Raw genomic sequence first — 25,469 nt, 5'->3', positions numbered from 1 at the left:
TGTCGTGGCAACGGTTGACACGACACTGGGTCCTGACTTTTTTCAGGACGACGGCGTTGTGGTGTTTGCCTCTCCTGCCTTCTCTCCTGCTCTATTTCACATCCACGCTCATTTCTTGTTCAAGCTCATGATCCAGTGTGCGAAGCGCTCGGCCTCGGCTTCAGTCAGCCCGGCGTTGGGCGGCATGGCCATCGTGCCCCACTTGCCGCTGCTGCCTTCGAGCATGCTGTGCTTGAGTTTGGCAATGGCGTCCTTGTCCTTGCCATAGCGAGCAGCAACGTCATTGAAGGCCGGGCCGATCAGCTTGCTATCCATCTTGTGACAGACGCGGCAGCTTTCTTCGGCAGCCGATGCCGCCATCCCGGCGACAGGTGAAAACAGAATCGGCAGCGACAAGGTAACGAACAGGATCGAGTGAAACTTCATGATGGGGTTCCTGAAAAAACGAACAAAAAAAGTGCCATTCAGCTTCGACACTGAATGGCACAAGCTCAAGAGAAGGACAAAGAATGAACTTCCTTAACTCCGGATCCGGTCAGAGATCCGTACTACATGCGGCGGGACGTCACCCATCGAAAAAGATGACGCCCGCCTCATTGGTTGCTACGCTTTTTTTCTTGCGTATAGGTTGAGAGCCGGCGCTTATTTCTTCGGCATGCCGAACACTGGTTTCCCGAGCGGTGGCACCGACAGCGTGTAGATACCGTGGTTGGAGAACACCCACACCAGATTACGATCCCACTCAACAAAGATGCTGTGCACCGGATTCGGCAGAGCACGGATCGATTGTGTCTGTTCATCCTTGGTGTGACGCGACGGGTCGATCATCTTCGGCACGAAGTAAGCGGCGATGGTCGGGTTCAGCGGATCCTTCACATCAAACATCTGCATGCCGGCGTTGTAGTACGAGTACGGCATGTAGCGCGGGCTTGGCGTACCTGGCTGGATCTGGGCGTAACCGCTGCGCTTCGGACCGAAACTGCCGCGACGCTGGCAGAAGTCGGTGAATGGCGCATCCTTCGGCGGCACAGGTGTCGGCAGCGTGTTGACGATCTTGGGATTCTTCGGATCGCGCACGTCGATCGAGTAGATGGCCTTGAGCGGTTCGTAGCAATCTTCGGTCATCGGATAGCCGCTGTAGTACACCATGCCGGTCGACTCGACCTTGGAGACGTCGATGTTGTCGCCTTCGGTGCCAGTCACGCTGACAGGCATGTCGATGTGCGCGACTTGCTTCATGTTCTTCGGATCGGAGATGTCGATCACGTAGAAGCCGAAGCCGCCCATCGCTGCGTAGCCGTATTTACCGCCCTGCTCAACCGGTTTCGGAATGAACAGCGGCATGCGCGAACCCATCCACGAGGTCTTGTTGCCGGCGCGAGGATTTTTCTTGTATTCCTCTTCTTCACCGAGACGCGAACCAGGCGCCCACCACATCGACAGACGTTTTGGATTGCTTGGATCGGACACGTCGAATGCCAACTGGCCGCCGGTGTACAGGTAGTTCTTGTACTCCTGGTTGGCGAAGCTGTTGTCCGGTGCGCCGGCGACGAACAGGTACTGGTCACCGTTATAGACCGGCACGTCCTGACAGCCGGAACCTTCCTGCGGCTGCTGTTGCGCCGAGTGATAAGGATCGAGCGAGGTCTCGGACAGCAGTTTCCAGTCGGTCCATTGCGGGCTGGTCACTTCGAAAATACGGAAGCCGCGCAGCATCTGACGCTCACGTACGCGCTTGACTTCGTCAGGCTTGGTGTACTTGTTGGAGAGCAGACCGTAGCGTGTGATTTCGTAGCATTGCACCGCGATCATCTTGTTCAGCTTCTTGTTGAACTTGACGTTGAACGGGCCGAACTGATGTTCGCCGGCGCGGGTGTTGAAGGTCTTCTGCTGCACCACCTTGATGTCATGCGGATCGGTGATGTCGAACAGGTTGTACATCCAGGTTTCGTAATCGTACAGATAGCGGCGGCCGTTCCAGTCGAACGAGGCCTGCCAGCTGTGGCCTGCACCGGCAACGTAAGGCGTGAAGTTCTCGACCTTGACGTTCTTTTCGTACTGGTTCAGATCCAGATAAGGCAAGCTGCCTTCCACTGGATGCGCGCCGTAGGCGTCAGGTGCCATGTCGGGGCTCTTGAACTTGCCGGTGGCCTTGTCATAGCCCCAGGTGCCTGGCGCCGGATAAGCCGGCTCACCCGGTAGCAACGGATGCTGCGGTATTCCTTGCGGCGCGTCAGGCGCGGTCAAGTTGACGCCGCTGCGCGGTTGCTGCGCGTGGGCAGACATCGACATAACGGCTGCGCCGGCCAACAACGCAACGATCGTGCTGAATTGGAAAAATTTTGTTTTCATGACTCCTTCTTTCATTTAAACACCTCCTTGAATCTGGTGGGAGCCGGCTTGCGCCGGCTCCTTTTTACCGCCTGTCAGACGTAAAACTTCAGGACTTCAGAACGCGTGACGGATACCCAATTGGATACCGCTGTTTGGCGCCGGCGAAGTACTGGTATTGAAGGTCATCGGATACGCCACAGTCGTGTTGTTCTTCACGTTGATGCGGCCGTAGTTGGCGTACAGGTCGGTGCGCTTGGACAGGTTGTAACCGTAGCCGAGCAGCATGCCTTTGGCATCCGACATGGCGACGTTCTTGTCATCCTTCTTGACCACGAAACTGGCAAAGACGCGATGGCGATCGGTGATCTGCCAACGCATGCCGGCTTGTGCATCCCAGCCGCTGGCGTTGAAGCCGACATACGGTGGGTAGGCGTAGTAACCATTGTAGGTGTGATAGATGAAGGTAGGCTCGAACGAACCAAAGCGGTACGCCAGGGCAAAGTAGTTATCGCGCGAGCTCAGGATGTTGGAACCGAAGACATTCTTGTTGTACTTCAGGTCGCTGACGGCGCCGGCGAACAAGGGGCCTTCGCGATATTCAACGGCGGTACTGACGTAGCGGCCGTTGCTGGTGCCGTCTTCCTGACCGGCAGTGACCATGAAGCGGCCCATGAAACCGCCCACGCGTGGTGTGTTGTAGGCCAACGAGTTATTCTCGCGATACGGCGCGTAGAAGAACTGCATATTGCTGACGATACTGTAGTCGGCCGACCAGCTCGGATCAGCATAACCGGCGATCCAGTACGAAGGCGTATTCTGACGGCCCATGGAAATCGTACCCCAGGAACCGCTGAGACCAACGAAGGATTGGCGCGGCGTAGGACCGGTGCCATTGTCGGCGGAGAATTGCATTTCGTGCGTAAAGAAGGCCTTGCTGCCACCCCCCAGATCTTCATCGCCGCTGAAGACGAGGCGCGATGCATTGAGGCCACCGCTGGAAATACGATTGACGCTGTTCTTCGGCGTCGACAAATGCTCCAGATTGATATCGACGAAGCCGGAAATCTTTACGCCGTCGGCGGCATGCGCCATTCCACCTGCACCCGCCAACAACAACGCGGACGCAACTGCACCTTTGAGTTTCATCACTACTCCTCCCTGTTAATTTTTACCCACTGCGATTTATTTCTATCTCGAGAGCGTTAATTCCCATCGTTTTCTAACGAAACAATTGGGGACAACCGGGTAGCGCCCGCTGTCTGCACGGGCGCGCCAAACTGGACTTAAGAACTACAAAATATTGATCAGGTCACTGCCTTCTTGGTGAGGAATTTGTCCTGATTCCATTCGCCGCTTTCCATGATTTCGGCGATTGCCTGCGCCGTGTCGTAGACGTTGGCAAAGCTGACGTACAGCGGCGTGAAACCGAAACGCAAAATGTTCGGCATGCGGAAATCACCGGTGATGCCGCGCGCGATCAGCGCTTGTACGATGGCGTAGCCTTGCTCATGTGTCAGCGACACTTGGCTGCCGCGCACAGCAGAGTCGCGTGGCGAGGCCAGACCGAATTTGTAGGGCGAGAGCTTTTCGTCGACGAGCTTGATGAACAGTTCGGTCAGGGCGACGCTCTTCTTGCGCAGCGCGCTCATCTCGACGCCATCGAAAATCTCCAGCGCCGATTCCAGCGACAGCATCGACAGCAGCGGCGGCGTGCCGCATTGCATGCTTTCGATGCCTGGTGCCGGCTCGTAGCCGAGCACGAATTCGAAAGGACGTACGTGACCATGCCAACCGGACAACGGCTGGCGCATGTCCTTGTGGTGACGTTCCGCGACGAACACAAACGCTGGTGCGCCAGGGCCGCCGTTCAGATATTTGTAACCGCAGCCAACCGCCATGTCGGCCTTGGCCGCATTGAGGTCAACTTCCACCGCGCCGGCGCTGTGCGCCAGATCCCACAAGGCTAATGCGCCAACGGCGTGTGCCTTGGCGGTGATTTCCTGCATCGGATAGATCTGACCGGTGCGGTAGTTGACATGGGTCAGCATCACCACCGCGACGCTGTCGTCGAGACCCGCGAGCACGGGTTCCGGGGTCGAATCGACATAACGGATCTCGAGATTGAAGATTTCAGCCACGCCCTGAGCGATATAGAGATCAGTCGGGAAATTGCCGCGCTCGCTGAGGATGACCTTGCGTGCCGGATTCAGACGGACAGCGGCGACCAGCGCCTTGTACAGATTGACCGAGGTGGAGTCGGCGACCATGACTTCATCCTTGCCGGCGCCGATAAGGCGTGCAACTTGGCCGGCTACGCGCTTGGGCAGGTCGATCCAGTTGGCGTCGTTCCAGGAGCGGATCAGGCCGTTACCCCATTCCTTGACCATGACTTCCTGCATGCGCGCCGGCAAGTGCCTGGGCATGGCGCCCAACGAGTTGCCGTCGAGATAGATTTCACCTTCCGGCAATGCAAACTTGTCGCGGCATGCGGCCAGCGCATCTTGCTGGTCCAGCGTAATACAGTCCTGTCTTGTTACCATATTGATTCCCAAATCTAAAAATATCTGCACGATCACGTGTGATAACGCGTAATAACGAGCGTCAGCACGGGTCTTGCTCTGTTCTCTGTCTTTTTTGTTTTTACCGGCTGGAGCCGCTGTCCGTGCTGCTTAAGCCAGCCTGACTACATGCGGCTCAGTATGAAGTGACGGGGGGATAAGCGAAAATGAATAATTGTGCGTCTGTTATTCCGTTAATTTATAGGCAGATACATATAGCGACTATCCCGGCCAAGCTCGCCTGTTGTCTGCCCAACAATGAAGCAGTCGCCCCGTAAGCCGCATGGGCGCTGAATGATAAAGCATTTGGGCCACAGACTGACTCGCGTTTGAAGCCAAAAAGCAGAGCAATCGGCGCAAAACAACGCCGGAGCCCGGTCAAAGCCGTTCAGGGCCAAAGCCAATCTATGCAAACCTATGATTTAATTGTATAATTTCGGACTTTTCACCCCCGGCAAGTGATCGACAATCGGGTCAAGAAGCAAGACGACCGACGAAGTGATGATTGGCTACCATTAATTTTTAAGGCAAAAAATGAAACAAGGCATTCACCCGGATTACCGCGAAGTTCTGTTCCACGACGTTTCGAACGACTTCAAGTTCATCACCCGTTCGACTATCGGCACACGCGAAAAGGCCGAATTCGAAGGTAAAGAATACCCACTCGTGAAGATTGAAGTTTCTTCCGAATCGCACCCGTTCTACACCGGCAAGCACAAGATCGTTGACACCGCTGGCCGCGTTGAAAAGTTCCGCCAAAAATTCGGTACAGTCGGTTCCAAGACTGCCGTCGCTGCAGAGTAATCTCTGCACGATGTCAAAAAAGGCAGCTCAGGCTGCCTTTTTTGTTTTTTGCCCGCCACGTGACGGGGAACTGTCTCATCTGCCTCAGCCAGCATCTATTCGCCCCTAAGGCCGTTACGGTCAAATACAACTTTTAACAGGGTTTTGCTGCACAATATCGCCTGCAAAGTTGTCGACAAAACGATACCCTGAATTTGCACTCCAACAGTGCACCAAAACTAAACAAGAGCAATAACACCTTGATGAAGCCAGTCCGTCTCCCTGCCGCTGCGACCAATGCACTGCCTCGCTGGGGCCTGCTCGCTCTCGGCCTGCTCTATATCCTGCCGGGCCTGATCGGCCGCGACCCGTGGAAGAACGATGACGCCGCCAGTTTCGGCATCATGTGGACCATGGCGCACGGCAATCTGATGGATTGGCTGGCGCCGAATATCGCGGGCATGGCGATGCCTGCCGAAAGCCCGCTGGCTTACTGGTTTGGGGCGATCTGCATCAAGCTGTTCGGCTGGCTGCTCGGCGATCCGCTGGCGGCGCGTATCTCGACTGTAGGCTGCTTCCTGATCGGCTCGCTGTCGATCTGGTACGCCACCTATCTGCTGGGCCGCCGCAACGAAGCGCAACCGCTCAAACTGGCCTTTGGCGGCCAACCGGAACCGCGCGATTTCGGCCGTACGCTGGCCGATGGCGCTTTCCTGATTTATCTCGGTTTTCTCGGCTTGCTGCTGCATAGCCATGAAACCAGCGCCAAGACCATGCAAATCGCACTGGTCTCCTATGCGTTGTACAGCTCGGTGCGCGTGTTCGATACGAATAAAGTGCATCAGGCGCTGTCGCTGGGTGCGGTGCTCGGCCTACTGGTCCTGGCCCATGGCTGGTTGCTGCCGAGCGGCTTGCTGATCGGCTTGCTGGTGCTTTCCGGACTCTATTACCGTCCCGTTTTTAAATCCTTGCTGGGCGTGGCGCTGCCGGTAGCGCTGGCAATCTGCGTGATCTGGGTATTGACGATCAATGCGTTGTTGCCTGAAGCCGGTGCGCAATTTTCTACCTGGCTGAGCTGGAACATCTATCAGTTGAACTGGCCGACCATGGCCTCGCTGAAATTCTTCCTCAAATACGGTGTGTGGTTCGCCTGGCCGGCCTGGCCGTTTGCCGGATGGGCCGTCTACGCGTGGCGCCGCCAGCCGCATTCGCTGCATATCTCGCTGCCGCTGGCGTTCTTCATCCCATTGACCCTGCTGGTGCTACTGAACGTGCACAGCGAAGAAGGCATCCTGCTGCCGCTGTTGCCGGCGCTGGCCATCCTCGCGGCCTTCGGCTTGCCGACCATGAAACGCGGCGCCATCAACGCGGTAGACTGGTTCTCGGTGATGACGCTGACCACCTGCGCGGCCTTCATCTGGATCGGCTGGATCGCCAAGGAAACCGGCTGGCCGGCACAGATAGCAAAGAACGCCTACAAGCTGGCGCCTGGCTATCAGCCCGGCTTCAACATGATTGCGCTGACGGTTGCGATCCTGACGACCATTTTCTGGATCTTGCTCGTGCATTGGCGCATCTCGCGCCGCCCGTCGGTGCTGTGGCGCGCCGTGGTGCTGTCATCAGGTGGCGTGGTGCTGTGCTGGGTGCTGTTGATGACCTTGTGGCTGCCTTGGGTCAACTACGGCAAGAGCTACGCCGGTGTTGCGCAACAGATCGAAGAGAAGATGTCGGCGGTAAAGCAATGCGTGGAATCCAACGTCGGACCGGCGCAACGCGCGTCGTTCGCGTACTTCGGCCATGTGCGCTTTGAAGACCGTCCCGACATGCGCTGCGACTTCCTGCTGCTGCAAGACAGCATCGATAATCAGAATGCCGAACAGATGTTGCGCCAGTATCAAGGCAACTGGCAATTGCTGTGGGAAGGCCGCCGTCCGTCCGACCGCGATGAGCGCTTCCGCCTGTATCGCCGCATTGGGCGATAATTGAGGGCAGCGCGCAGCAGAACACCGTCTGCTGCGCAGTGGTCAGATTGATCAGACGTTCGTACCGACGTCCCTGCTGCCGTCAACTCAAAAGAGAATAGAAAGAAAAGAGAACGCAGGCTTCCGCACGAAGCCTGCGTTGATCATTTATCCGCATGACTCAACGCTTCCATACCTTCCGCATTGCCTCGCTGGCCTGGCCCATCCTGATCGGCCAGTTGGCACTGATTGCCAACGGCGTGATCGATACCGCCATGGTGTCGCGCTTTTCGGCGATGGATCTGGCGGCGCTGGCGCTGGGCGTATCCATCTACGTGAGCGTCTTTGTCGGCTTGTCGGGCGTGTTGCAGGCGCTGTTGCCGATCATCGGCCAGCTCTACGGCGCGCGCCGGCTGGAAGATATCGGCCGTGAAGTGAAGCAAGGTTTATGGCTGGCGTTTTTCCTGAGCTGCATCGGTTGCCTGGTGCTGCTGTTCTCCCCTGCTTTTTTGTCCTTTGCACAAGCCTCACCGGAGCTGGCCGAAAAGGCCACGCTCTACCTGCGCATCGAAGCACTGGCCTTGCCTGCCACGCTGGGATTTCGCGTCTATGCGGCGCTCAATACGGCGATCGCTCGGCCGAAGATGGTCATGGCGATTCAGATCGGCGCGTTGCTGTTGAAGATCCCGCTCAATGCCTGGTTCATCTTCGGCGGACTCGGCTTGCCGGCGTTCGGCGGTCCAGGCTGCGCCATCGCCACCAGCCTGATTGCGTGGCTGATGCTGCTGACCGGCTGGATGCTGGTGCGCAAGGCGCCGATCTATCGCGAACTGAAGGTCTTCGGCAGCGGCTTCATCAAACCACAATGGTCAGCGCAACGCAGCCTGCTGAAGCTGGGTATCCCGATGGGTCTGAGCTACTTCATCGAAGTCACCGCCTTTACGCTGATGGCTATCTTTATCGCGCGTCTGGGCGCCGTGGCTGTGGCCGGGCATCAGATCACCGCCAACGTCGGCACCGTGCTCTACATGCTGCCGCTGTCGCTGGCCAACGCCACCGGAACATTAGTGGCGCAAGCCATCGGCGCGCGCGACTGGCGCATGGCCAAGACCATTTCCCGCGCCGGTATTCGCCTGTCGGCAGTCCTGTCCGTACTCATCGGCGTGATCGTATGGTTTGCGCGTAAAGACATCCTCCGCGCCTATACGCCGGATGAGGTGATCATCGCGTCGGCGTTACCTTTGTTTCTGTTCATCGCGTTCTATCAGTTGTTCGACTCATTGCAGGTAACGACCGCATTCGTGCTGCGCGCGTACAAGGTGGCAGTAATCCCGACTGTGATTTATGCGGTGGCATTATGGGGTGTGGGGCTTGGCGGCGGTTACGTACTGGGTCTGGACCCATTCGGATTTTCTCCGTCCTGGCTGCATGGCGCAGCAGGCTTTTGGCTGGGTAACAGCGCCAGTCTGGGCGTAGTCGCATTCTTCCTGATCTGGTATCTGCGGGTGGTGCAACGACGCATCGCCACCGACCAGGCAAGCATCTCCGCAAACCCTTAGGCGAAAGCGCGTCCCGGCCCCAGCAATTGCTGCATGTCGACCGCCGCTGCCGGTCGACCCAGCAAGAAGCCCTGCACCTGATCGCAGTTGAGTTTTTGCAGCGCCTCGAGTTGCGCTTCGGTTTCCACTCCTTCGGCTACGACTTCCATATTCAAGGCATGCGCCAGCGCGATGATCGCCGATACGATGGCGGGCCCCGAGTCGCCACCCTGATCAAGACGAGAGGTAAAAAAACGATCGATCTTGATCTGGCGACAGTGGAATTGTTGAAGGTAAGCGAGGCTGGAATACCCGGCGCCGAAATCATCAATGGCAATATCAAAACCCAGCGCCTGCAGATCGGTGATGATGCGTGCGGACTTTTCGACATTTTTCATCGCGGCCGTTTCCGTGATCTCGAACATCAGGCGTTGCGGCGCAATGCCGGCTTGCCCGACAATCGCGGTGACGCTATCAACCAGATCAGGACGCATCTGCAGCGGCGACAGATTCAGCGCCACCTTCACCGGCGGCCGCCCTTCCGCATCCCATCGTACTATCTGCGCGCACACCTCGCGCAAGACCCAGTCGCCAATCGGTATGATCTGCCCTGAACGCTCAGCGATCGGAATGAATTCGGTCGGACTCATACTGCCCAGCTCGGGATGATCCCAGCGCAGCAACGCTTCCACTCCTGTGAGCGTGCGCTGCCGGCCTTCGAATTTGGGTTGGAAATGCAGCGACAACTGGTTGTGTTCCACCGCCTGCTGCAAGGCGTGACGAATAGTCAGATGGCGCATCGCGCTGGCATGCATGGCGGGTTCAAAGAAGCGGTAAGTATTGCGGCCATTTTGTTTGGCCTCGTACATCGCGGCGTCAGCGTTTTTCATCAACGCATCGACGGTCTCGCCGCTGTTCGGGTACACCGCGATGCCGATACTCGATGTCACGCGCAAGGTTGCTTCGTCGACGCGAAAATCCTGACGCAACACGCTGAGAACATTCTCGGCCAGATTCTCCACCACTTCCGGCGTGGCGAGGTTGCTCATCACCACGACGAACTCATCGCCACCAATGCGCGACACCATGTCTTCACCACGAATACAGGCGCGGATACGCTGACCGACCGCAATCAGCAAACCGTCACCGACCGCATGGCCGAGCGAGTCGTTGATCGCCTTGAAACCATCCAGATCCATGAACAGCACCGCAAACGACAGACCGCTGCGCTTGGACACGTGAATCGCATGCTGAATGCGTTCAGCCAGCAAAGCACGATTGGGCAAACCCGTCAGCACATCGTGCGTGGCGAAATGCAGCAGCTTGTCATTGGTGCGCCCGACGATCTTTTTAAGCAGCTTGGTCTTTTGGGCACCACTGAAAATCAATGCGGCAATCAGCACGAACAAAGTACCGAGCAGCACGACGCTCATCAGATTGTCGCGATCCATATTGCCGTAGGTACTGCTGATGCTGTCCGGCGAAAAATGCGCCGCGGCGATATTCAGTCCATGCATGAAGAAGATGCCGAGACCCAGCACCGCAGCCATGGTGACGCGCTTCCAGAAATGGTCGCTCTTGCGCGCATTGAGTGTGTAGATAACCCAGATGTTGAGCACCGCCACGCTGATCGACAGCAACACCGACAAGGACTCCAGCCACGGCATATAACGCACCGCCGGCGTGATCTGCATGGAGTGCATGCCCAGGTAGTGCACCAGCGCCATGCCCGCGCCAAGGACGACGCCGTCGGCCAGCATGCGCGGCCAGCGCAGACGGCGCTGTGTGGATCGATGCAAGAGATAGAACGACAGCGCGACGCACAGTAGCAGCGACAGCGTGGTGAGGACAGCGTTGTAGCCGACATTGATCGGCAACTGGAACGCCAGCATGCCCGTGAAGTGCGCAGCCCAGATGCCGACGCCGAACACCAACGCTCCGCCGCCCAGCCACATGCGCCGATAGCGCGTGGTTTCCTGGGATGCGATGCGTTCAGCGATTTCCAATACTGTGTACGAAGCCAGCGTCGCAACGAATAGTGAAAAACAAATCAGCAAGAGGTTATAGGAGCCAGCCATGATCTGAAAAATCCGTCTGCATTTTCCGTTTCAAACTGCAAATTACGAAATGAATTTCGAGAAGCGAAACTCAATCATTCACAACAACATCGAACGCCGTGTGATCCCAGCCTGCGCGTGAAAGGCAGCTATGAGATTTTTAAATATTTAAAACAAGGCAAAGCCGGAGCCGAGAGAAGGCGTCGTCAACCCCTTCAAAATGCGCTGATTATTTTTTGCGCCCGCTTTTATCATCGTCGTTTGCTCATTATTCATTCGCGACGATCGGCGCAATCCCTTTATCCGCGCCTATTCTAGCCTGTCTGCACTAAAAAAGCCCGGCTTCTTCACCGAGGTTTTATGCCTAAAGAGTTAACTGAATATTTTAACAATCTCTCAAATTTCTTTTAATTGCTTCTCGACATGAATCGAGGTTACATACGTCTTGGTAGCTTGTCGAAAAACTGCCATACGGAAAAGTTGGTTACCGGCCTGAAAGTCTTGCTGGGCATCATGTTGGTAGATTCAGACACGTTACAATTGTTATCTATCAGTCAAGTTGAAAATAAGACAAGATAAGCAAAACGACGCTGCGATTTGCAGAGTTGATTACAAGTCACATCCTTCGCGTAATTATTCAGAAACGCAAACGTACCCAATTTTTAACTGCCAGGCAGTAACTTCCAGTCATGGAAAACGCGAACGAAAAATTTGCAAAACGACTGCGCGCCTCGATGGAAAAAGCGGGATATGAGCCTAAGCCTGCCGTCCTCGAACGCGAGTTCAATTTGCGCTATTGGGGAAAACCGATGACGCTGCACGGTGTGCGTCGCTGGCTTCTCGGTGAGTCAATGCCCAATCAGGACAAGCTGGAAACGCTTGCCGAATGGCTTATTGTCACGCCGCAACATCTGCGCTTCGGCGAAGAGATCGGCAAACGCATCGACAAGCGCCGCGCCCGCTGGGAAGAGGCAATCGGCTACCGCGAGCGGGAGGCTTTCGAAGCCTTCATCAATCTTCCCGCACCACAACGCAAGATCGTCAAGGAAGTCATTTTTGCCTTCGCGCAAGTGGCTGCTACGGTGACACCAAAGGTCATCACCAAAACCAAGGTCTGATTTTTACGTCCGTCGTTTCTTGAGTGCTATCGTCATAACTGAATAGTTATTCAGCAAGAAAATCGATAACACGCGATACGAGTGGGCAAGTCATCTCGTTCAGTGAGTGCATTTCACTTGCTCGTTCTTATCTTGCTTAGCGGCCTCAGGCAGGCTTACCTTGCAGCAATCTCTGCCGCAACAGCTACGCAATGCTCCACCTGCTCCACAATCGCCTCGGGAACGGATTTCTGTCCCGCCAACACGGCCTTGATCCATTGTGCGGTTGCCTGTGCATCGCGGCCTTCCGGCAGATCCGGAATTTCTTCCGCCACTTTTTGTTTCTCCACCAGCAAGGTCCGCTCACCGGCGTGAAACCAGTCGATCTGTTGCGCACGGCGCGCATTGGCGACGGTCTCGCCTTCCGTACCACGCATCAGGAAAGCATCGCCACGCGCCTGCGGAGCGGCAGTGACAAAATACTTTGCCAGCATTTCCAGATATTCTGGATGGGTATAGGACGTCAGCCGCAATGCCGGGCCGACGAAAGGCTGCATGATCTTGACCAGCGTATGCGTCGAATTGCGCACGCCCAGCACCCGGCGCATCGCCAACAGGCGTGCCATCTTTGGCGCCAGCGACTGGATCGGCATGAAGGTCGGCTCGCCGCGCGCCAATGCAGCTTGCGCCGCATCGACGTCGTTGGCATGGTGAATGCCGAGCGCTTCGAAAATCTCTGCGCTGGTGACGCGCTGTGGATCGTGCGTGACGCCATGCATGAGCACGGGCACACCCTCACGCGCGAGCAACAACGCCAGCAACGGCGTCAGGTTGGCCATGTGGCGCGAGCCGTTGTAACTCGGGATGACGACGGGCGCGTATTTTCCTGGCGGTGCCTGCAGCGGTGTGAATGAGACTTCAGACGCATCGAGGAAGCCGGCGATTTCTTCCACCGACTCGCCCTTTACGCGCATGGACAGCAAGATGGCACCCAGCTCGAGATCGCTGACGCGGCCGTCCAGCATTGCGCCGTACAACATCGCAGCATCGTCGCGCGACAAGCTGCGCGCACCATCCTTGCCGCGGCCGATCTCTTTGATGAAGCGGGCTGCCGCGAGCATTTCTACGCCTGTGTCCTTTGAATCCGTCATGATTTACTCTCGTCCATTATTCTGTCGTTACTGCCGTTTTTCATGTGCGCAAGGGTACACCAAGCCCGGCGACTTGTGCGCCGCAGGGGCAGCAAGCACCTTTCCTTTACAATAGCGCCTTCGGACGTATTCGCGTTCTCACTGTTTCCCCTGCTGCAATGATAGTTCTCGGTGTTGAATCTTCCTGTGATGAAACCGGCCTGGCGTTATACGACACGCAAAAAGGCCTGCTCGCCCACGCCCTGCATTCGCAAATCGCGATGCATCAAGAATACGGCGGTGTCGTCCCCGAGCTGGCCTCGCGCGATCACGTGCGTCGCGCCATTCCCTTGCTGAAACAGGTATTCGAAAAAAGCGGCATCGCACACAGTGATATCGACGCCATCGCCTACACACAAGGCCCAGGCCTGGCAGGTGCATTGCTGGTCGGCGCTTCGGTGGCTTGCGGGCTGGGGCTATCCCTGGACAAGCCGGTCGTCGGCGTGCATCACCTTGAAGGGCATTTGCTGTCGCCATTGCTGTCGTCCAATCCGCCAGAATTCCCGTTTGTCGCCTTGCTGGTTTCCGGTGGTCACACACAATTGATGCGTGTGGACGGCGTGGGCCAATATGAATTGCTCGGCGAAACACTCGACGACGCTGCCGGCGAGGCCTTCGACAAATCGGCAAAGCTGCTCGGCCTTAGCTATCCCGGTGGACCGGCAATTTCGCGATTGGCGGAGTTCGGCGACCCTGGCGTCTATCAACTGCCGCGCCCGATGCTGCACTCCAAGAATTTCGACTTCAGCTTCTCCGGTCTCAAGACGGCAGTGCTGACGGTCGTCAAGAATCAGACCACCAACATCTGCGAACAGGACAAAGCCAACATCGCGCGCGCCTTCGTTGACGCCATCGTCGATGTGCTGGTCGCCAAGTGCATGAATGCGCTCAAGCACACCGGCATGAAGCGCCTGGTCATTGCCGGCGGTGTCGGCGCCAACAAGCAATTGCGCGAAGGCTTGAACGCAGCGGCAGCAAAACGCCGTTATCAGGTGTTTTATCCGGAGCTGGAGTTCTGCACCGACAACGGCGCGATGATTGCCTTCGCCGGTGCGATGCGTTTGCAAGAACATCCCGAAGCCGCCAAGCGCAAGTACTCCTTCAGCGTGCGGCCGCGCTGGCCGCTGGATGAGTTACGGAATACCGCCTAAAACGAATCAAGCACTCTCGCTGATTCTGCTTGCATGAAAAAGCCCGGTCAGTTCACTGTACCGGGCTTTTTAACGTCTTGCCGAAGAATGTCGGCAATGTAGTTATTTCTTCTTTGAACCGATCTTGCTTTCTTTGCCGGCCAGCAGATTGCTGATGTTCTTGCGATGGCGATAAATCAGCAAGGCACTCATCGCCAGCACCGCCAACAAGATACCGTCGGCGCTGCCAAACAACAGGCCGTAGTAGAACGGCGCAAACACGCTGGCGATCAACGCGGCCAACGAGGAATAACGGAAGGCATAGGCAATCACCAGCCAGGTCACCAATGTCGCTACGCCGAGCCAGACGTTCAGCGCAAGCAGGATTCCCAGCGCCGTTGCCACACCCTTGCCGCCGACGAAACGAAAGAACACCGGCCACAGGTGACCGAGGAAAACGGCAATCGTCACCAGTGCGATACCCGTGTCGTCGATGCCGTATTGTGGACCGAATTTCATCGCCAACCAGACTGCCAGCCAGCCTTTGAAACCATCGCCGATCAGGGTCAGTACGGCGGCTTTCTTGTTGCCGCTGCGCAGGACGTTGGTGGCGCCGGGATTCTTGGAACCATAGGTGCGCGGATCGGACAAGCCGAAGGCTTTGCTCACCACCACGGCAAAGGAAATGGAGCCGATCAGGTAGGCGGCAATCGTAAACAGCACTGTATTCATTGGTTCCTCTTTTACTCTTTTGTTCTGTCTTGTTTTCTTACTGATACCGCTTCTGCGATGCAGCGGCTTTTGCTTCTTTATTCTTCCAGCGCGCAGTGTACAGGTTTGCTGGGCAAGACTTTGGTAATCACCTCCGGCGCAATGCCGATCAGGAAGCCGCGCCGTCCTCCATTGATGTAAATCTTCGGCAATGCAAGGATGCTGCCTTCCACGTACACCGGCATGGTCTTGCGTGTACCGAACGGCGAGGTGCCACCGATCAGGAAGCCCGAATGGCGATTAGCCACCTCAGGTTTGCAAGGCTCCACCGACTTGCAGCCGATCTGCCGCGCCAGGTTCTTGGTCGAAACTTTGCGGTCACCATGCATCAGCACCAGCATGGGCTTGGCAGCCTCGTCCTGCATCACCAGCGTCTTAACCACGCTGTGCTCGTCCACACCCAGTTCGCGCGCCGACACGCTGGTGCCGCCATGCTCTTCGTAAGGGTAAGGATGTTCGGTAAAGGAAATGCCCTGCTTGCGCAAGAACTGCGTGGCGGGAGTTTCGGAGATATGGTCTTTTTTGGAGCTCATTTAATACGCTTGCGGAACCCGGAGTTGGCGCACATTATGCCATCACTTTTATTTCGCCCCGCTCAACCGCGAGGATGATGTTCGGCGTGCAATTTCTTCAGTCGCTCCCGTGCCACGTGCGTGTAAATCTGTGTGGTGGAAATATCCGCATGCCCCAGCAACAGCTGCACCACGCGCAAGTCGGCGCCGTGATTGAGCAGATGCGTGGCGAATGCGTGGCGCAAGGTGTGTGGCGACAAGGGAGCCCGAATGTCTCCCCGCATCGCGTATTTCTTGATCAGCGTCCAGAACATCTGACGCGTCATGGCGCCGCCCCGTGCGGTGACAAACAAGGCATCGTCGATCTGGCCCTCCAGGATCAGCGGACGGCCGTCGTGCAGATAACGTTCGATCCAGCTCCGGGCTTCCTCACCGAAAGGCACCAGACGCGTTTTATTACCCTTGCCGGTGATCCGCAACACACCCTCGTTCATGCCGACTTCCACCGATTTCAGCAACACCAGCTCAGAGACGCGCAGACCGCTGGCATACATCAGCTCCAGCATGGTACGGTCGCGCAGTCCCAGCGGCGTGGAAACGTCCGGCGCCGCCAGCAAGGCGTCAACCTGGCCTTCCGACAATACCTTGGGAAACCGCGGCGGCTGCTTGGCCGATTTCAAGCGCAGGCAGGGATCTTCCGTAATCCGATTCTGGCGCAGAGCCAACAGAAAAAAACGTTTGAGTACTGCCAACCGGCGATTGGCTGAGCTGGCCTTGGTATCGCCATGGCGCGCCGCAAAGTAGGCATTGAGATCGTCCGCTGTCGTCGCCAGCAAATCCTTGTGGCGCTGCGTCTGCAGCCAATGTGCAAACAGCGTCATGTCACGCCGGTAAGCTTCCAGCGAATTTTTGGCGAGGCCGTCTTCCAGCCATAGTGTGTCGCAAAATTCATCGATGGCAGCCAGGCTGGCGCCGGTGGCCTCGACCTTCGGGGCTTTACCTGTGGCGACCTTACGAGGTTTCGGTTCAGGCTTGGCTGGCTTGCTTGCTGGTTTGACTGCCTTGGTCGTCTTGACCGGCTTGGCGGGATTGGCCAGCTTCTCTGCGTCAATAGCCATCGACACCCTCATGCGCCAGCAACCAACGCTTTACGCTCAAGGGAAAACCGTCTTCGTCGTCGTGATGCGAGAAACCACCGAGTCCGCCCGCTGCCGTCACGCGGTGGCAGGGAATCACCAGCGAAAACCAATTGGCGCCGCAAGCCTGCCCGACCGCGCGCGGCGCCGACCGGATGAACTTGGCAATCTGACCATAGGTACGTACTTCACCGCGCGGAATCGACGAGATGGCGGTCCAGACCTTGCGCTGGAATTCGGAGCCGGTCTCGGCCAGCGGCAGCTTGAACTGGTAGTCCGGCTTGTCGATGTAACGCAGAATCTGCTTGGCGGCCTTGTCGGCCAGCGCATCGGTAGCGTCTTTTTCGTGGAAGTGTTTGGGCAGGTACACCATCTCTTGAATCACGCCCGCTGAGGTACGAATGCCGACGCCGCCGAAGGGTACGTGTACGATGGCAGAAAAAATATCGCCCGCCTGAGTATTCTTCATCATTCAGACACATAAATGGAATACGCTATTTAAGCACATCGCCGCCGGTCCCTGCCAATCCTACGGAAGAACAATACGCCCATGCCAGTCAGCCACGCCGATCACCTCGTCATCACTGCCGCGACCCTCGCCGAAGGGATTGCCTATATCGGACAAACGCTGGGCGTGTCGCCACAAGCCGGCGGCGAACATGTCCGCCTGGGCACACACAATGCCTTGCTGAAACTGGGACGTGGATTTTATCTGGAAGTGATTGCGATCAACCCGGCTGCGCCGCCGGCAGAACGCGCCCGCTGGTTCGGCCTGGATCATCTGCCCACAGGGAGCAAGCCGCGCCTGGCAAGCTGGGTGGTGCGCACAGACGACATCGATGCGGCTGCAGCGGCATCGGATATCCCGCTCGGCCCCGTAGAGGACATGAGCCGCGGTGCACTGCAATGGCGCATTACGATCCCGCTGGACGGCAAGCTGGTGATGAATGGCGTGATGCCCAGCCTGATCCAGTGGAGCACCTCCAGCCATCCGACCGACAACATGCAGGATCTGGGTTGCTCATTGGTCAAGCTGGAAGGTTTTCATCCGGAGGCCGAAGTCATTACGAAAAACCTCAATCTGATCGGCCTGCAAAGCCAGATTGCGATGCATCAGCCGGCGGCAGGACAAACATCGCATCTGCTGGCGCTGATACAGACGCCGACCGGGATGCATCCGCTTGGGCTGTCGGGCTGAATACACTGGCAAAATCCCGACGCACAAAATAAAAAAGGCGCATCTCTCGATGCGCCTCAAACTAACCCCTGTGTGTTCCGGCCGTTTTAACAGTCTCTTGAACCCACGTCTCCTCAGTATCCTCGGTATTAATACCGTTTGTTATGTATCACCCACTTTAAATTCTGTTTTTAAAGCATGAAGAACAACAACATCGTTACCAAGCCACGACTAAAAATCTCGTTGTCTTTTCAGACGAAGGTCGCACTTTAACAGTACTCGTCCTGCATTAAAAGTATTTTTTGCGCAAACGAAAAACATACTTTTAAACAACATTTCAATAAAACAACTTTGCCGCCAAAAACCCCATTCTACGGGCCTTGGCGGCAATTGCATCAATCAAATACCAGATTCGGCAACCACAGCGAAATCTGCGGCACATAGGTCACCAGCGCCAGGAACACCAGCATCGTCAGCAGCCACGGCATGACTGCCACGGTCAGTTCGGTGATCCCCATCTTGGTGATACCGGACGCCACGTACAGATTCAGGCCAACCGGTGGATGACACATGCCGACTTCCATGTTGACCACGATCAGAATGCCGAAGTGCACCGGATCGATGCCCAGCTTCATCGCCACAGGGAACAGGATAGGCGCCATGATCAGGACGATCGAAGACGGCTCCATCACGTTACCGGCCAACAGCAGCAGCACGTTCACCACCAGCAGGAAGGTGATCGGGCCCAGACCGCTGTCGGTGATCATCGATGCCATCGCTTGCGGAATGTTTTCACTGGTCACCAGGAAGGAGAACAGCACCGCGTTGGTGATGATGTACAGCAGCATCGCCGACATCGAGGCGGAATCCAGCAAGACCTTCGGCACTTGTTTCAGGCTCATATCCTTGTAGACGAACACCGCAATGATGAAGGCATACACCGCCGCCATCGCTGCCGCTTCCGTCGGCGTGAACACGCCGGTGTAGATACCGCCCATCACGATCACGATCAGGAACAGACCCCAGCCACTCTTGCGGAACGCCGCAGCACGCTCACCCCAGCTTGCCTTCGGCAGACGCGGATAATTATGCTTGCGCGCCAGATACCAGGTGGTCAGACCCAGCAGGATCGCCAACATCAAGCCAGGGACAACGCCGGCCATGAACAGCTTGCCTACGGAGGTATTGGTCGAGACCGAATACATCACCATCACGATCGACGGCGGAATCAGGATGCCCAGTGCGCCCGATGTGGTGATCACGCCTGCACCGAATTTCTTGGGAAAACCCTGACGTGTCATCGCCGGCAAAATGATCGAACCGATCGCCACCACGGTTGCCGGCGACGAACCGGACACTGCGGCAAACAAGGCGCAAGCCATGACGCCTGCTAGTGCAAGACCACCGTGCCAGTGACCGACCATCGACGTCGCGAAGTTGATCATGCGCCGCGCTACGCCGCCGTGGGTAAGGAAGTTACCCGCCAGGATGAAGAACGGAATCGCCATGATTTCGAACTTTTCGATACCCGTAAACAATTTCAACGCCACCGACTGAATCGGCACATCGGTCATCGTGAACAAGAAGGTCAATACCGTCAGGCCGAGCGAAATCGAGATCGGCATGCCGGTCAGCATCAAGCCGAACAGCAGGATGAAGATAATGGCTGCGTTCATACTTTTTCTCCCTTGATTTCTTCGTCCAGGCCTTCGACGTAAGCGTGGTCATGTTTAGGCAATTCACCGGTTTTGATGAAAGCCCAGGCCACTTGGAGAAAACGGAAACACATCAGATACGAACCCAGCGGAACCGCCATGTAGACAATCCACATCGGTACTTCCATGACTTCGGAGGTGCTGGAATGCTGACTGATTTCCCACACGAACTCAGCGCCCAGCGTGCCGACAATACCAGTGAACAAAGCACCGGCGAGCAGGCCGAACACGACGAACTTGTTGCGCCATGGCGTATCCATGCGATTGATCAGCACATCGACGCCAACGTGGATGCCGGTACGCACGCCATAAGCTGCGCCGAATTTAGCCATCCAGACGAACATGTAGATACACAATTCCTGCGCCCAGCTGGTGTTGATCTGGATCAGTTCATCCTGCAGCCAGGGAATCGGTAAACCGGAAGCATAACGGTGCACCACCGCTATGAAGATGATGACGGTTGCGGCCGCCATCAGAAATGCAATGAGCCACTCTTCCAAGTGGTCGAGAAATTTCAACATCGTGTCTCCTCAATGGGAAGGAAAAGTCAAACTTGCCCCGCCCTGTCAGCGCTCCGGCGCAGGACGAACCTGCGCCGGACTTTTTTGGAACTCTTATTTCTGACCGATTACCGACTTACTTCTGACCCAGTGCAGCAGCTTCCTTGTTCACTGCTGCGATCAGGTCCTTACCGATGCGATCAGACATTTGCGCTTGTACTGGCGCAAGGGCTTTACGCCATTCGGCTTTTTCTTTGTCGTTGAGGCGATAGATGGTGGTCTTGCCGGTCTTTTGCACGGCAGCCAGCGCAGCGTCATTCTCTTGCTGTGCAATGGCGTTGGCGTACTTGGTGGCATCCTTCATCGCGCCTTCGAGTGCAGTGCGGATATCAGGTGGCAGACCGTCCCAGAACTTCTTGTTGACGATGACTGCATAGCCCAGGTAGCCGTGATCGGAGACGGTCACGTGCTTCTGCACTTCATGCATTTTCTGGGTGTAGAGATTGGATGGCGGATTCTCGGTGCCATCGACCACGCCGGTCTGCAGCGCCTGATACACCTCGGAGAAGGCCAGTACTTGTGGGTTGGCGCCCAGTGCGCGCATTTGCGCGTCCAGCACCTTGGAGGACTGGATACGCATCTTCAGGCCGCGAAAATCGGCAGGCACGTGCAGCGGCTTGTTGGCCGACATGACCTTGAAACCGTTATCCCAATAGGCCAGACCGGTGATGCCCTTCGGCTCCAGCTTCTTGAACAGATCCTTGCCGATCGGACCTTCAGTCACGCGATACAGCACTTCCTTGCTCGGGAAGATGTACGGCAGGTCGAATACTTCAAATTCTTTCACGCCCAGCGGACCGAACTTGGCCAGCGATGGCGCCAGCATTTGTACTGCGCCCAGTTGCAACGCTTCCAGCTCTTCCTTGTCCTTGTACAGCGTGCTGTTCGGATAGACCTCAACCTTCACGCGGCCTTTAGTCGCCTTTTCGGCCAGTTCCTTGAAGCGCTCCGCGCCCTTGCCTTTAGGCGTGTCGTTGGCAACGACGTGGCTGAACTTGATGATGATCGGCGCTTGTGCGAATGCATTGCCGGCGATGATGGTTGCTGCGGAAAGTGCAAATACCAATGATTTGAGCTTCATTGTCGTCCCCTTTTTGGTTATAGAAATAGGTGGTCATAATTTTGACTTGAGCGCATTTTGCCATGAAGGAATTACGCTACAAGTGTGGATAACCACAATTTGCATGACGCGCCGCAACATTTTCTCTGCCTGTTTCTACTCATCTCCGCTCATCTCACCGCCGCGTAAGCACGCTAAACTAGGCGCACTTCACCTTCATTGACAATACAGGGCGCCATGACCACGCCGCAAATTTCCTCGCCCTCTCACTTGCTGTCCCCTGGACGTCGGCATCTGCTGCGCTGGGTCATGCCCATCCTGCTGGTGCTGCTGTTCCTGATGACACTGATCTGGCTGCCGCGCCAGGCACAGCAAATGGAATCCAGCGAGCGGCAGGAACAACTGATTGCCGACTCGCTATGGGTCGAACAGGCCATTCGATTCCAGCTCAGCCGCGATGATGAAAGCATGCGACTTATTGCGCGTGAGATCGTCGGCGAGCATCTGAAAAAAGAACAATTCCGCACCCGCCTGAACGCACTGCTGCGCAACAACCGCGAGTTCTATCGCGTCACCTGGTTCAATGTCGACGGCAAACCCATGGCGTCGACCGACGATTTTCCGGTCGCGCGCAATGCGCTGTCGGTGCCGTCACAGCAAACCGAAGAGCATTCCCGCACCATTCGCCGCCCGCTCTACAGTGCACCTGCTGTACCGCCCGGCATCGCCGAGCCGGTCTTGATGGACTATCACATCCCCTTGTTTCGCGACAACCATTACATCGGCAGCGTCGTCGCCAGCTACTCGGTCTCGCGCGTGCTCAATGAAATGGTGCCGTGGTGGTTTGCTCAGGACAATGAAATCGTCCTCACCGACACCGATGACAAAGTCGTGGCGCGCCGCACCGCCGGCGGCCCCGGGTTAAACGTCTACACCCATCGCCGCGAACTGGAGCTGCCCGGCCTGACCCTGCGTCTGCACACCAACAGCACCAAGAGCGCACCCAAGCTGCTGCCGAATCTGCTGGTCGGCTCGGTCATCGTACTGTCGCTGGGCTTGCTGTGGAGCCTGTGGGCGCTGTGGCGCGACATCAACCGCCGCATGACAGCCGAAGACGCGCTGGTCAACGAAGTGTCTTTCCGCAGCGCGATGGAAAACTCCCTGGTGACCGGCATGCGCGCACGCGATCTGGAGGGCCGCATCACCTACGTCAATCCGGCCTTCTGCAAAATGGTCGGCATTTCCGCCAACGAGTTGGTCGGCAAGATCCCGCCGATGCCCTACTGGGCACCGGAAGCCATGGATGAATATCAGGAACGCTTCTCCAACGTATTGGCCGGACGCGTCACGCCGCAATTCGAAACCATCTTCCAGCGCATCGACGGCGAACGTTTTCCTGTCCTGATTTTTGAGTCGCCGCTGGTGGACCAAAACGGCAAGCAAACCGGCTGGATGGGCTCCATCCTCGATATCACCGACCGCAAGCGCGCCGAAGACCTCAACCGCATGCAGGAAGAAAAACTGCAAGCCAGCGCGCGTCTGGCCAGCATGGGTGAAATCGCCTCGACGCTGGCGCATGAGCTGAACCAACCGCTGGCGGCCATCTCCAGCTACACCACCGGCGCGCTCAATATGATGCAGAACGGCGCGCTTGATCCCGCCTCGCTGCAACCTGCGCTGGAAAAAATCAACACTCAGGCCCAACGTGCCGGCCACGTAATCCGCAGCGTGCACCAATTCGTCAAGAAGCGCGAGCCGGAACGTCAGCCGATTTCGATCAAGAGCATCGTCGACAACGTCACCCCGTTGATTGAACTACAGGCACAACAATTCCTTGTGGTGCTGCAAACGGCCATCCCCGCCAATTTGCCCAACGTGCTGGGCGACGCCGTGCTGCTCGAACAAGTCTTGCTGAACCTGACCCGCAACGCCATCCAGGCGATGGCCGCCATCGCGCCGGAGCGCCGCATCCTGCGCATTACCGCCGCATTGGATCGCAATACCTCGTCGTCACAATCCAGCCAGCAGGCGATCATCGTCTCCGTGATCGACCAGGGCCACGGGATTCCACCGGAGGTAGCGGCAGGTCTGTTTTCACCGTTTTTCTCGACCAAGGCCGAAGGCATGGGCATGGGTCTGAACATCTGCCGCACCACCATCGAATTCCACGGCGGCACACTGACCTATGCCAACAATCCCACAGGAGGTACAATCTTCCGCTTCTCCCTGCCTGCACAGGGTTCCACCAATTGAATAAAAACAAAGACGCTCGCCGAGGCAGAGCATCGCAAACTCATTCATCCGATGCTGCACATTGTTGACGACGAAGAAATCATTCGCGACTCGCTCACATGGCTGGCGCAATCGCGCGCCATCGCAGCGACCGCCTACGCCAGCGGCGCGGAATTTCTAGCGGCGATGGAACAGGCCGGCGACTTCGACCCGCAAGGCGAATGCATTCTGCTGGACGTACGCATGCCGGATCAGAGTGGCGTTGCCCTGTTCGACACGCTGAAGAACCGCGGCATTACACGGCGGCGCCCGGTGATTTTCCTTACCGGTCATGGCGACGTGCCGATGGCGGTCGACATGCTCAAGAACGGCGCCTTCGACTTCTTTGAAAAACCGTTCAACGACAACCAGCTGATGGACCGCGTGCTGGAAGCACTGCAGGCATCGCTGGCAACCGGCGAACAGGATGCCGTACGCGCACGGCTGGAAGCGCTGTCGACCCGCGAGCGCGAAGTGTTGGACCTGATCCTGGCCGGCAAAATGAACAAGATCATCGCCGACGAACTCGGCATCAGCATGCGCACCGTGGAAGTCCATCGCGCCCATATTTTCGACAAGATGAACGTCAAGACTGCGGTCGAACTGGCGCGTCTTCTCAAGTAAAAAAATCAGAACACCATGCAAGTTATTTCGCTCCTGCTTCCCGATTTCACGCTCATCCTGATGGGCGTGATTATTTACCGCATCACCAATTGGGGCGACGCCTTTTGGGCCGGCATGGAAAAGATGGTGTACTACTTGCTGTTTCCGGCGCTGCTGTTTTACTCGACCGCGCGCCTGCAACTGCATCTGGAAACTACCGGCAAGTTCCTGCAGGTCGGCGTGCTGGCGCTGCTGGCCGGCATCGCGTTGACATGGATAGGCAAACCCTTCATCAAAGCCAGTCCGATGACCTACGAGTCGGGCATGCAGACAGCCTTCCGCTTCAACTCCTACATCGCACTGGCCCTCGCTTCGCGTCTGGCTGGTGAAGAAGGCGTGGGACTGATGGCGCTGCTGATCGGCTTTGGCGTTCCGCTCTGTAATATGGCAGCGGTGCACGCACTGGCGCATCGCAGCGGCAATCTGCTCAAGGAACTCGGCAAGAATCCGCTGTTGATCGCCACCGGCACAGGCTTGTTGTTCAGCATCTGCGGCCTGACCTTGCCGGAAGTCGCCGGCGCCGTCTTGTCGCGACTGGGCAGCGCCTCGATAGCGCTAGGCTTGTTGATGGTGGGCGCAGGATTGCGTCTGTCGGGCATGCGTGAAGGCAAACTGATGTCGGCTTATTTCACCGCCATCAAATTACTGGCCGTGCCGACTGTTGCTTATTTCCTCGGCCGCTGGATGGGCCTGCCGGAGCTGCAGTTGCAAATCGTCGTGCTGTTCTGCTCGCTGCCGACAGCATCAAGCTGCTACATCCTCGCCGCACGCATGGGCGGCAACGGGCCTGTGACGGCCTTCCTGATTTCACTCGGCACGCTGATGTCGGCGGTGACAATTCCGTTTTGGCTGACGCTGGTGCATTGACTGCGGCATCAATCGCTTTGTAGTCGCTTTCTTTCGATTCCCAAAACAATGCCGCCGCTCCGGCACAAACCGGAACGGCGGCTTCGTGT

The 25,469-nt window shown here is 56.9% G+C and carries 22 protein-coding genes; 9 read left to right on the top strand and 13 right to left on the bottom strand.

Annotated features, from left to right (window positions below):
* Positions 1–108 precede the first annotated feature (108 nt).
* The 4 genes from PQR63_RS13745 to kynU all read right to left on the bottom strand — a co-directional run bounded on the left by PQR63_RS13745 (position 109) and on the right by kynU (position 4,874).
* The gene (locus PQR63_RS13745; protein WP_408168455.1) at positions 109–426 is read right to left on the bottom strand and encodes a c-type cytochrome; all 318 of its coding nucleotides are present in this window, start codon (positions 424–426) and stop codon (positions 109–111) included.
* Positions 427–642: 216 nt separating this feature from the next.
* Positions 643–2,352 carry an LVIVD repeat-containing protein gene (locus PQR63_RS13740; protein WP_408168454.1) on the bottom strand — a complete coding sequence of 570 codons (1,710 nt, stop codon included), beginning with the start codon at positions 2,350–2,352 and terminating at the stop codon, positions 643–645.
* A 96-nt stretch (positions 2,353–2,448) separates the two neighbouring features.
* Complete coding sequence (locus PQR63_RS13735) at positions 2,449–3,480, bottom strand: porin (protein WP_408168453.1); 1,032 nt, start codon at positions 3,478–3,480, stop codon at positions 2,449–2,451.
* A 158-nt stretch (positions 3,481–3,638) separates the two neighbouring features.
* The gene (gene kynU / locus PQR63_RS13730) at positions 3,639–4,874 is read right to left on the bottom strand and encodes a kynureninase (protein WP_408168452.1); all 1,236 of its coding nucleotides are present in this window, start codon (positions 4,872–4,874) and stop codon (positions 3,639–3,641) included.
* A gap of 552 nt (positions 4,875–5,426) precedes the next feature.
* On the opposite strand from kynU, the gene PQR63_RS13725 reads away from it, so the two are divergent.
* From PQR63_RS13725 to PQR63_RS13715, 3 genes are all read left to right on the top strand, one after another.
* Positions 5,427–5,696, top strand: coding sequence for a type B 50S ribosomal protein L31 (locus tag PQR63_RS13725; protein ID WP_007876624.1), 270 nt, complete (start codon positions 5,427–5,429; stop codon positions 5,694–5,696).
* Between the two features lie 242 nt (positions 5,697–5,938).
* Positions 5,939–7,657 (top strand): ArnT family glycosyltransferase, encoded by a 1,719-nt coding sequence (locus PQR63_RS13720; protein WP_408168451.1) that lies wholly within the window; start codon positions 5,939–5,941, stop codon positions 7,655–7,657.
* A 155-nt stretch (positions 7,658–7,812) separates the two neighbouring features.
* Positions 7,813–9,195, top strand: a complete 1,383-nt coding sequence (locus PQR63_RS13715; RefSeq protein ID WP_408168449.1) for an MATE family efflux transporter — start codon at positions 7,813–7,815, stop codon at positions 9,193–9,195.
* Here the strand turns inward: PQR63_RS13715 and PQR63_RS13710 are convergent.
* Positions 9,192–11,252 (bottom strand): putative bifunctional diguanylate cyclase/phosphodiesterase, encoded by a 2,061-nt coding sequence (locus PQR63_RS13710; RefSeq protein ID WP_408168448.1) that lies wholly within the window; start codon positions 11,250–11,252, stop codon positions 9,192–9,194. The two genes, PQR63_RS13715 and PQR63_RS13710, sit on opposite strands and share 4 nt — an antisense overlap.
* Positions 11,253–11,920: 668 nt before the next feature.
* Between PQR63_RS13710 and PQR63_RS13705 the strand changes: the two genes are divergently transcribed.
* Positions 11,921–12,349 (top strand): XRE family transcriptional regulator, encoded by a 429-nt coding sequence (locus PQR63_RS13705; protein ID WP_408168447.1) that lies wholly within the window; start codon positions 11,921–11,923, stop codon positions 12,347–12,349.
* 155 nt (positions 12,350–12,504) lie between these two features.
* On the opposite strand, the gene ybiB is transcribed toward PQR63_RS13705, so the two are convergent.
* The gene (gene ybiB / locus PQR63_RS13700; protein ID WP_408168446.1) at positions 12,505–13,479 is read right to left on the bottom strand and encodes a DNA-binding protein YbiB; all 975 of its coding nucleotides are present in this window, start codon (positions 13,477–13,479) and stop codon (positions 12,505–12,507) included.
* 158 nt (positions 13,480–13,637) lie between these two features.
* On the opposite strand from ybiB, the gene tsaD reads away from it, so the two are divergent.
* Entirely contained in the window at positions 13,638–14,669 is a 1,032-nt protein-coding gene (gene tsaD / locus PQR63_RS13695) for a tRNA (adenosine(37)-N6)-threonylcarbamoyltransferase complex transferase subunit TsaD (protein ID WP_408168445.1), read from the top strand.
* A 102-nt stretch (positions 14,670–14,771) separates the two neighbouring features.
* Here tsaD and plsY read toward each other — a convergent pair whose 3' ends face one another.
* The 4 genes from plsY to PQR63_RS13675 all read right to left on the bottom strand — a co-directional run bounded on the left by plsY (position 14,772) and on the right by PQR63_RS13675 (position 17,536).
* Positions 14,772–15,380 (bottom strand): glycerol-3-phosphate 1-O-acyltransferase PlsY, encoded by a 609-nt coding sequence (gene plsY / locus PQR63_RS13690; protein WP_408168444.1) that lies wholly within the window; start codon positions 15,378–15,380, stop codon positions 14,772–14,774.
* A 77-nt stretch (positions 15,381–15,457) separates the two neighbouring features.
* Entirely contained in the window at positions 15,458–15,952 is a 495-nt protein-coding gene (locus PQR63_RS13685) for an aminoacyl-tRNA deacylase (RefSeq protein ID WP_408168443.1), read from the bottom strand.
* 62 nt (positions 15,953–16,014) lie between these two features.
* Positions 16,015–17,049, bottom strand: coding sequence for a site-specific tyrosine recombinase XerD (gene xerD, locus PQR63_RS13680; protein ID WP_408168442.1), 1,035 nt, complete (start codon positions 17,047–17,049; stop codon positions 16,015–16,017).
* Positions 17,039–17,536: a methylated-DNA--[protein]-cysteine S-methyltransferase gene (locus PQR63_RS13675; protein ID WP_408168591.1), complete on the bottom strand. Its 498-nt coding sequence runs from the start codon at positions 17,534–17,536 to the stop codon at positions 17,039–17,041. Before PQR63_RS13675 ends, xerD begins: the two co-directional genes overlap by 11 nt.
* Before the next feature lie 81 nt (positions 17,537–17,617).
* On the opposite strand from PQR63_RS13675, the gene PQR63_RS13670 reads away from it, so the two are divergent.
* On the top strand, positions 17,618–18,265 hold the full coding sequence (locus tag PQR63_RS13670) for a VOC family protein (RefSeq protein ID WP_408168441.1): 648 nt from the start codon (positions 17,618–17,620) through the stop codon (positions 18,263–18,265).
* 374 nt (positions 18,266–18,639) lie between these two features.
* Here the strand turns inward: PQR63_RS13670 and PQR63_RS13665 are convergent, their stop codons facing one another.
* The 3 genes from PQR63_RS13665 to PQR63_RS13655 form a co-directional block, all read right to left on the bottom strand.
* Complete coding sequence (locus PQR63_RS13665) at positions 18,640–19,920, bottom strand: TRAP transporter large permease (protein WP_408168440.1); 1,281 nt, start codon at positions 19,918–19,920, stop codon at positions 18,640–18,642.
* On the bottom strand, positions 19,917–20,477 hold the full coding sequence (locus PQR63_RS13660; RefSeq protein ID WP_408168589.1) for a TRAP transporter small permease: 561 nt from the start codon (positions 20,475–20,477) through the stop codon (positions 19,917–19,919). Before PQR63_RS13660 ends, PQR63_RS13665 begins: the two co-directional genes overlap by 4 nt.
* 118 nt (positions 20,478–20,595) lie before the next feature.
* Positions 20,596–21,600, bottom strand: a complete 1,005-nt coding sequence (locus tag PQR63_RS13655) for a TRAP transporter substrate-binding protein (RefSeq protein ID WP_408168439.1) — start codon at positions 21,598–21,600, stop codon at positions 20,596–20,598.
* A 216-nt stretch (positions 21,601–21,816) separates the two neighbouring features.
* Between PQR63_RS13655 and PQR63_RS13650 the strand changes: the two genes are divergently transcribed.
* The 3 genes from PQR63_RS13650 to PQR63_RS13640 are packed head-to-tail and all read left to right on the top strand — an operon-like array spanning position 21,817 to position 25,380.
* Positions 21,817–23,832 carry a PAS domain S-box protein gene (locus PQR63_RS13650; RefSeq protein ID WP_408168438.1) on the top strand — a complete coding sequence of 672 codons (2,016 nt, stop codon included), beginning with the start codon at positions 21,817–21,819 and terminating at the stop codon, positions 23,830–23,832.
* A 51-nt stretch (positions 23,833–23,883) separates the two neighbouring features.
* The gene (locus PQR63_RS13645) at positions 23,884–24,474 is read left to right on the top strand and encodes a response regulator transcription factor (RefSeq protein ID WP_408168436.1); all 591 of its coding nucleotides are present in this window, start codon (positions 23,884–23,886) and stop codon (positions 24,472–24,474) included.
* A 15-nt stretch (positions 24,475–24,489) separates the two neighbouring features.
* Positions 24,490–25,380: an AEC family transporter gene (locus PQR63_RS13640; protein ID WP_408168435.1), complete on the top strand. Its 891-nt coding sequence runs from the start codon at positions 24,490–24,492 to the stop codon at positions 25,378–25,380.
* The last annotated feature ends 89 nt before the right edge of the window (positions 25,381–25,469 follow it).

This window comes from Herbaspirillum rhizosphaerae (assembly GCF_046025915.1).
GTDB classification, from domain to species: domain Bacteria; phylum Pseudomonadota; class Gammaproteobacteria; order Burkholderiales; family Burkholderiaceae_D; genus Herbaspirillum; species Herbaspirillum rhizosphaerae_A.
This window is presented reverse-complemented; position numbering and strand designations above follow the sequence as displayed.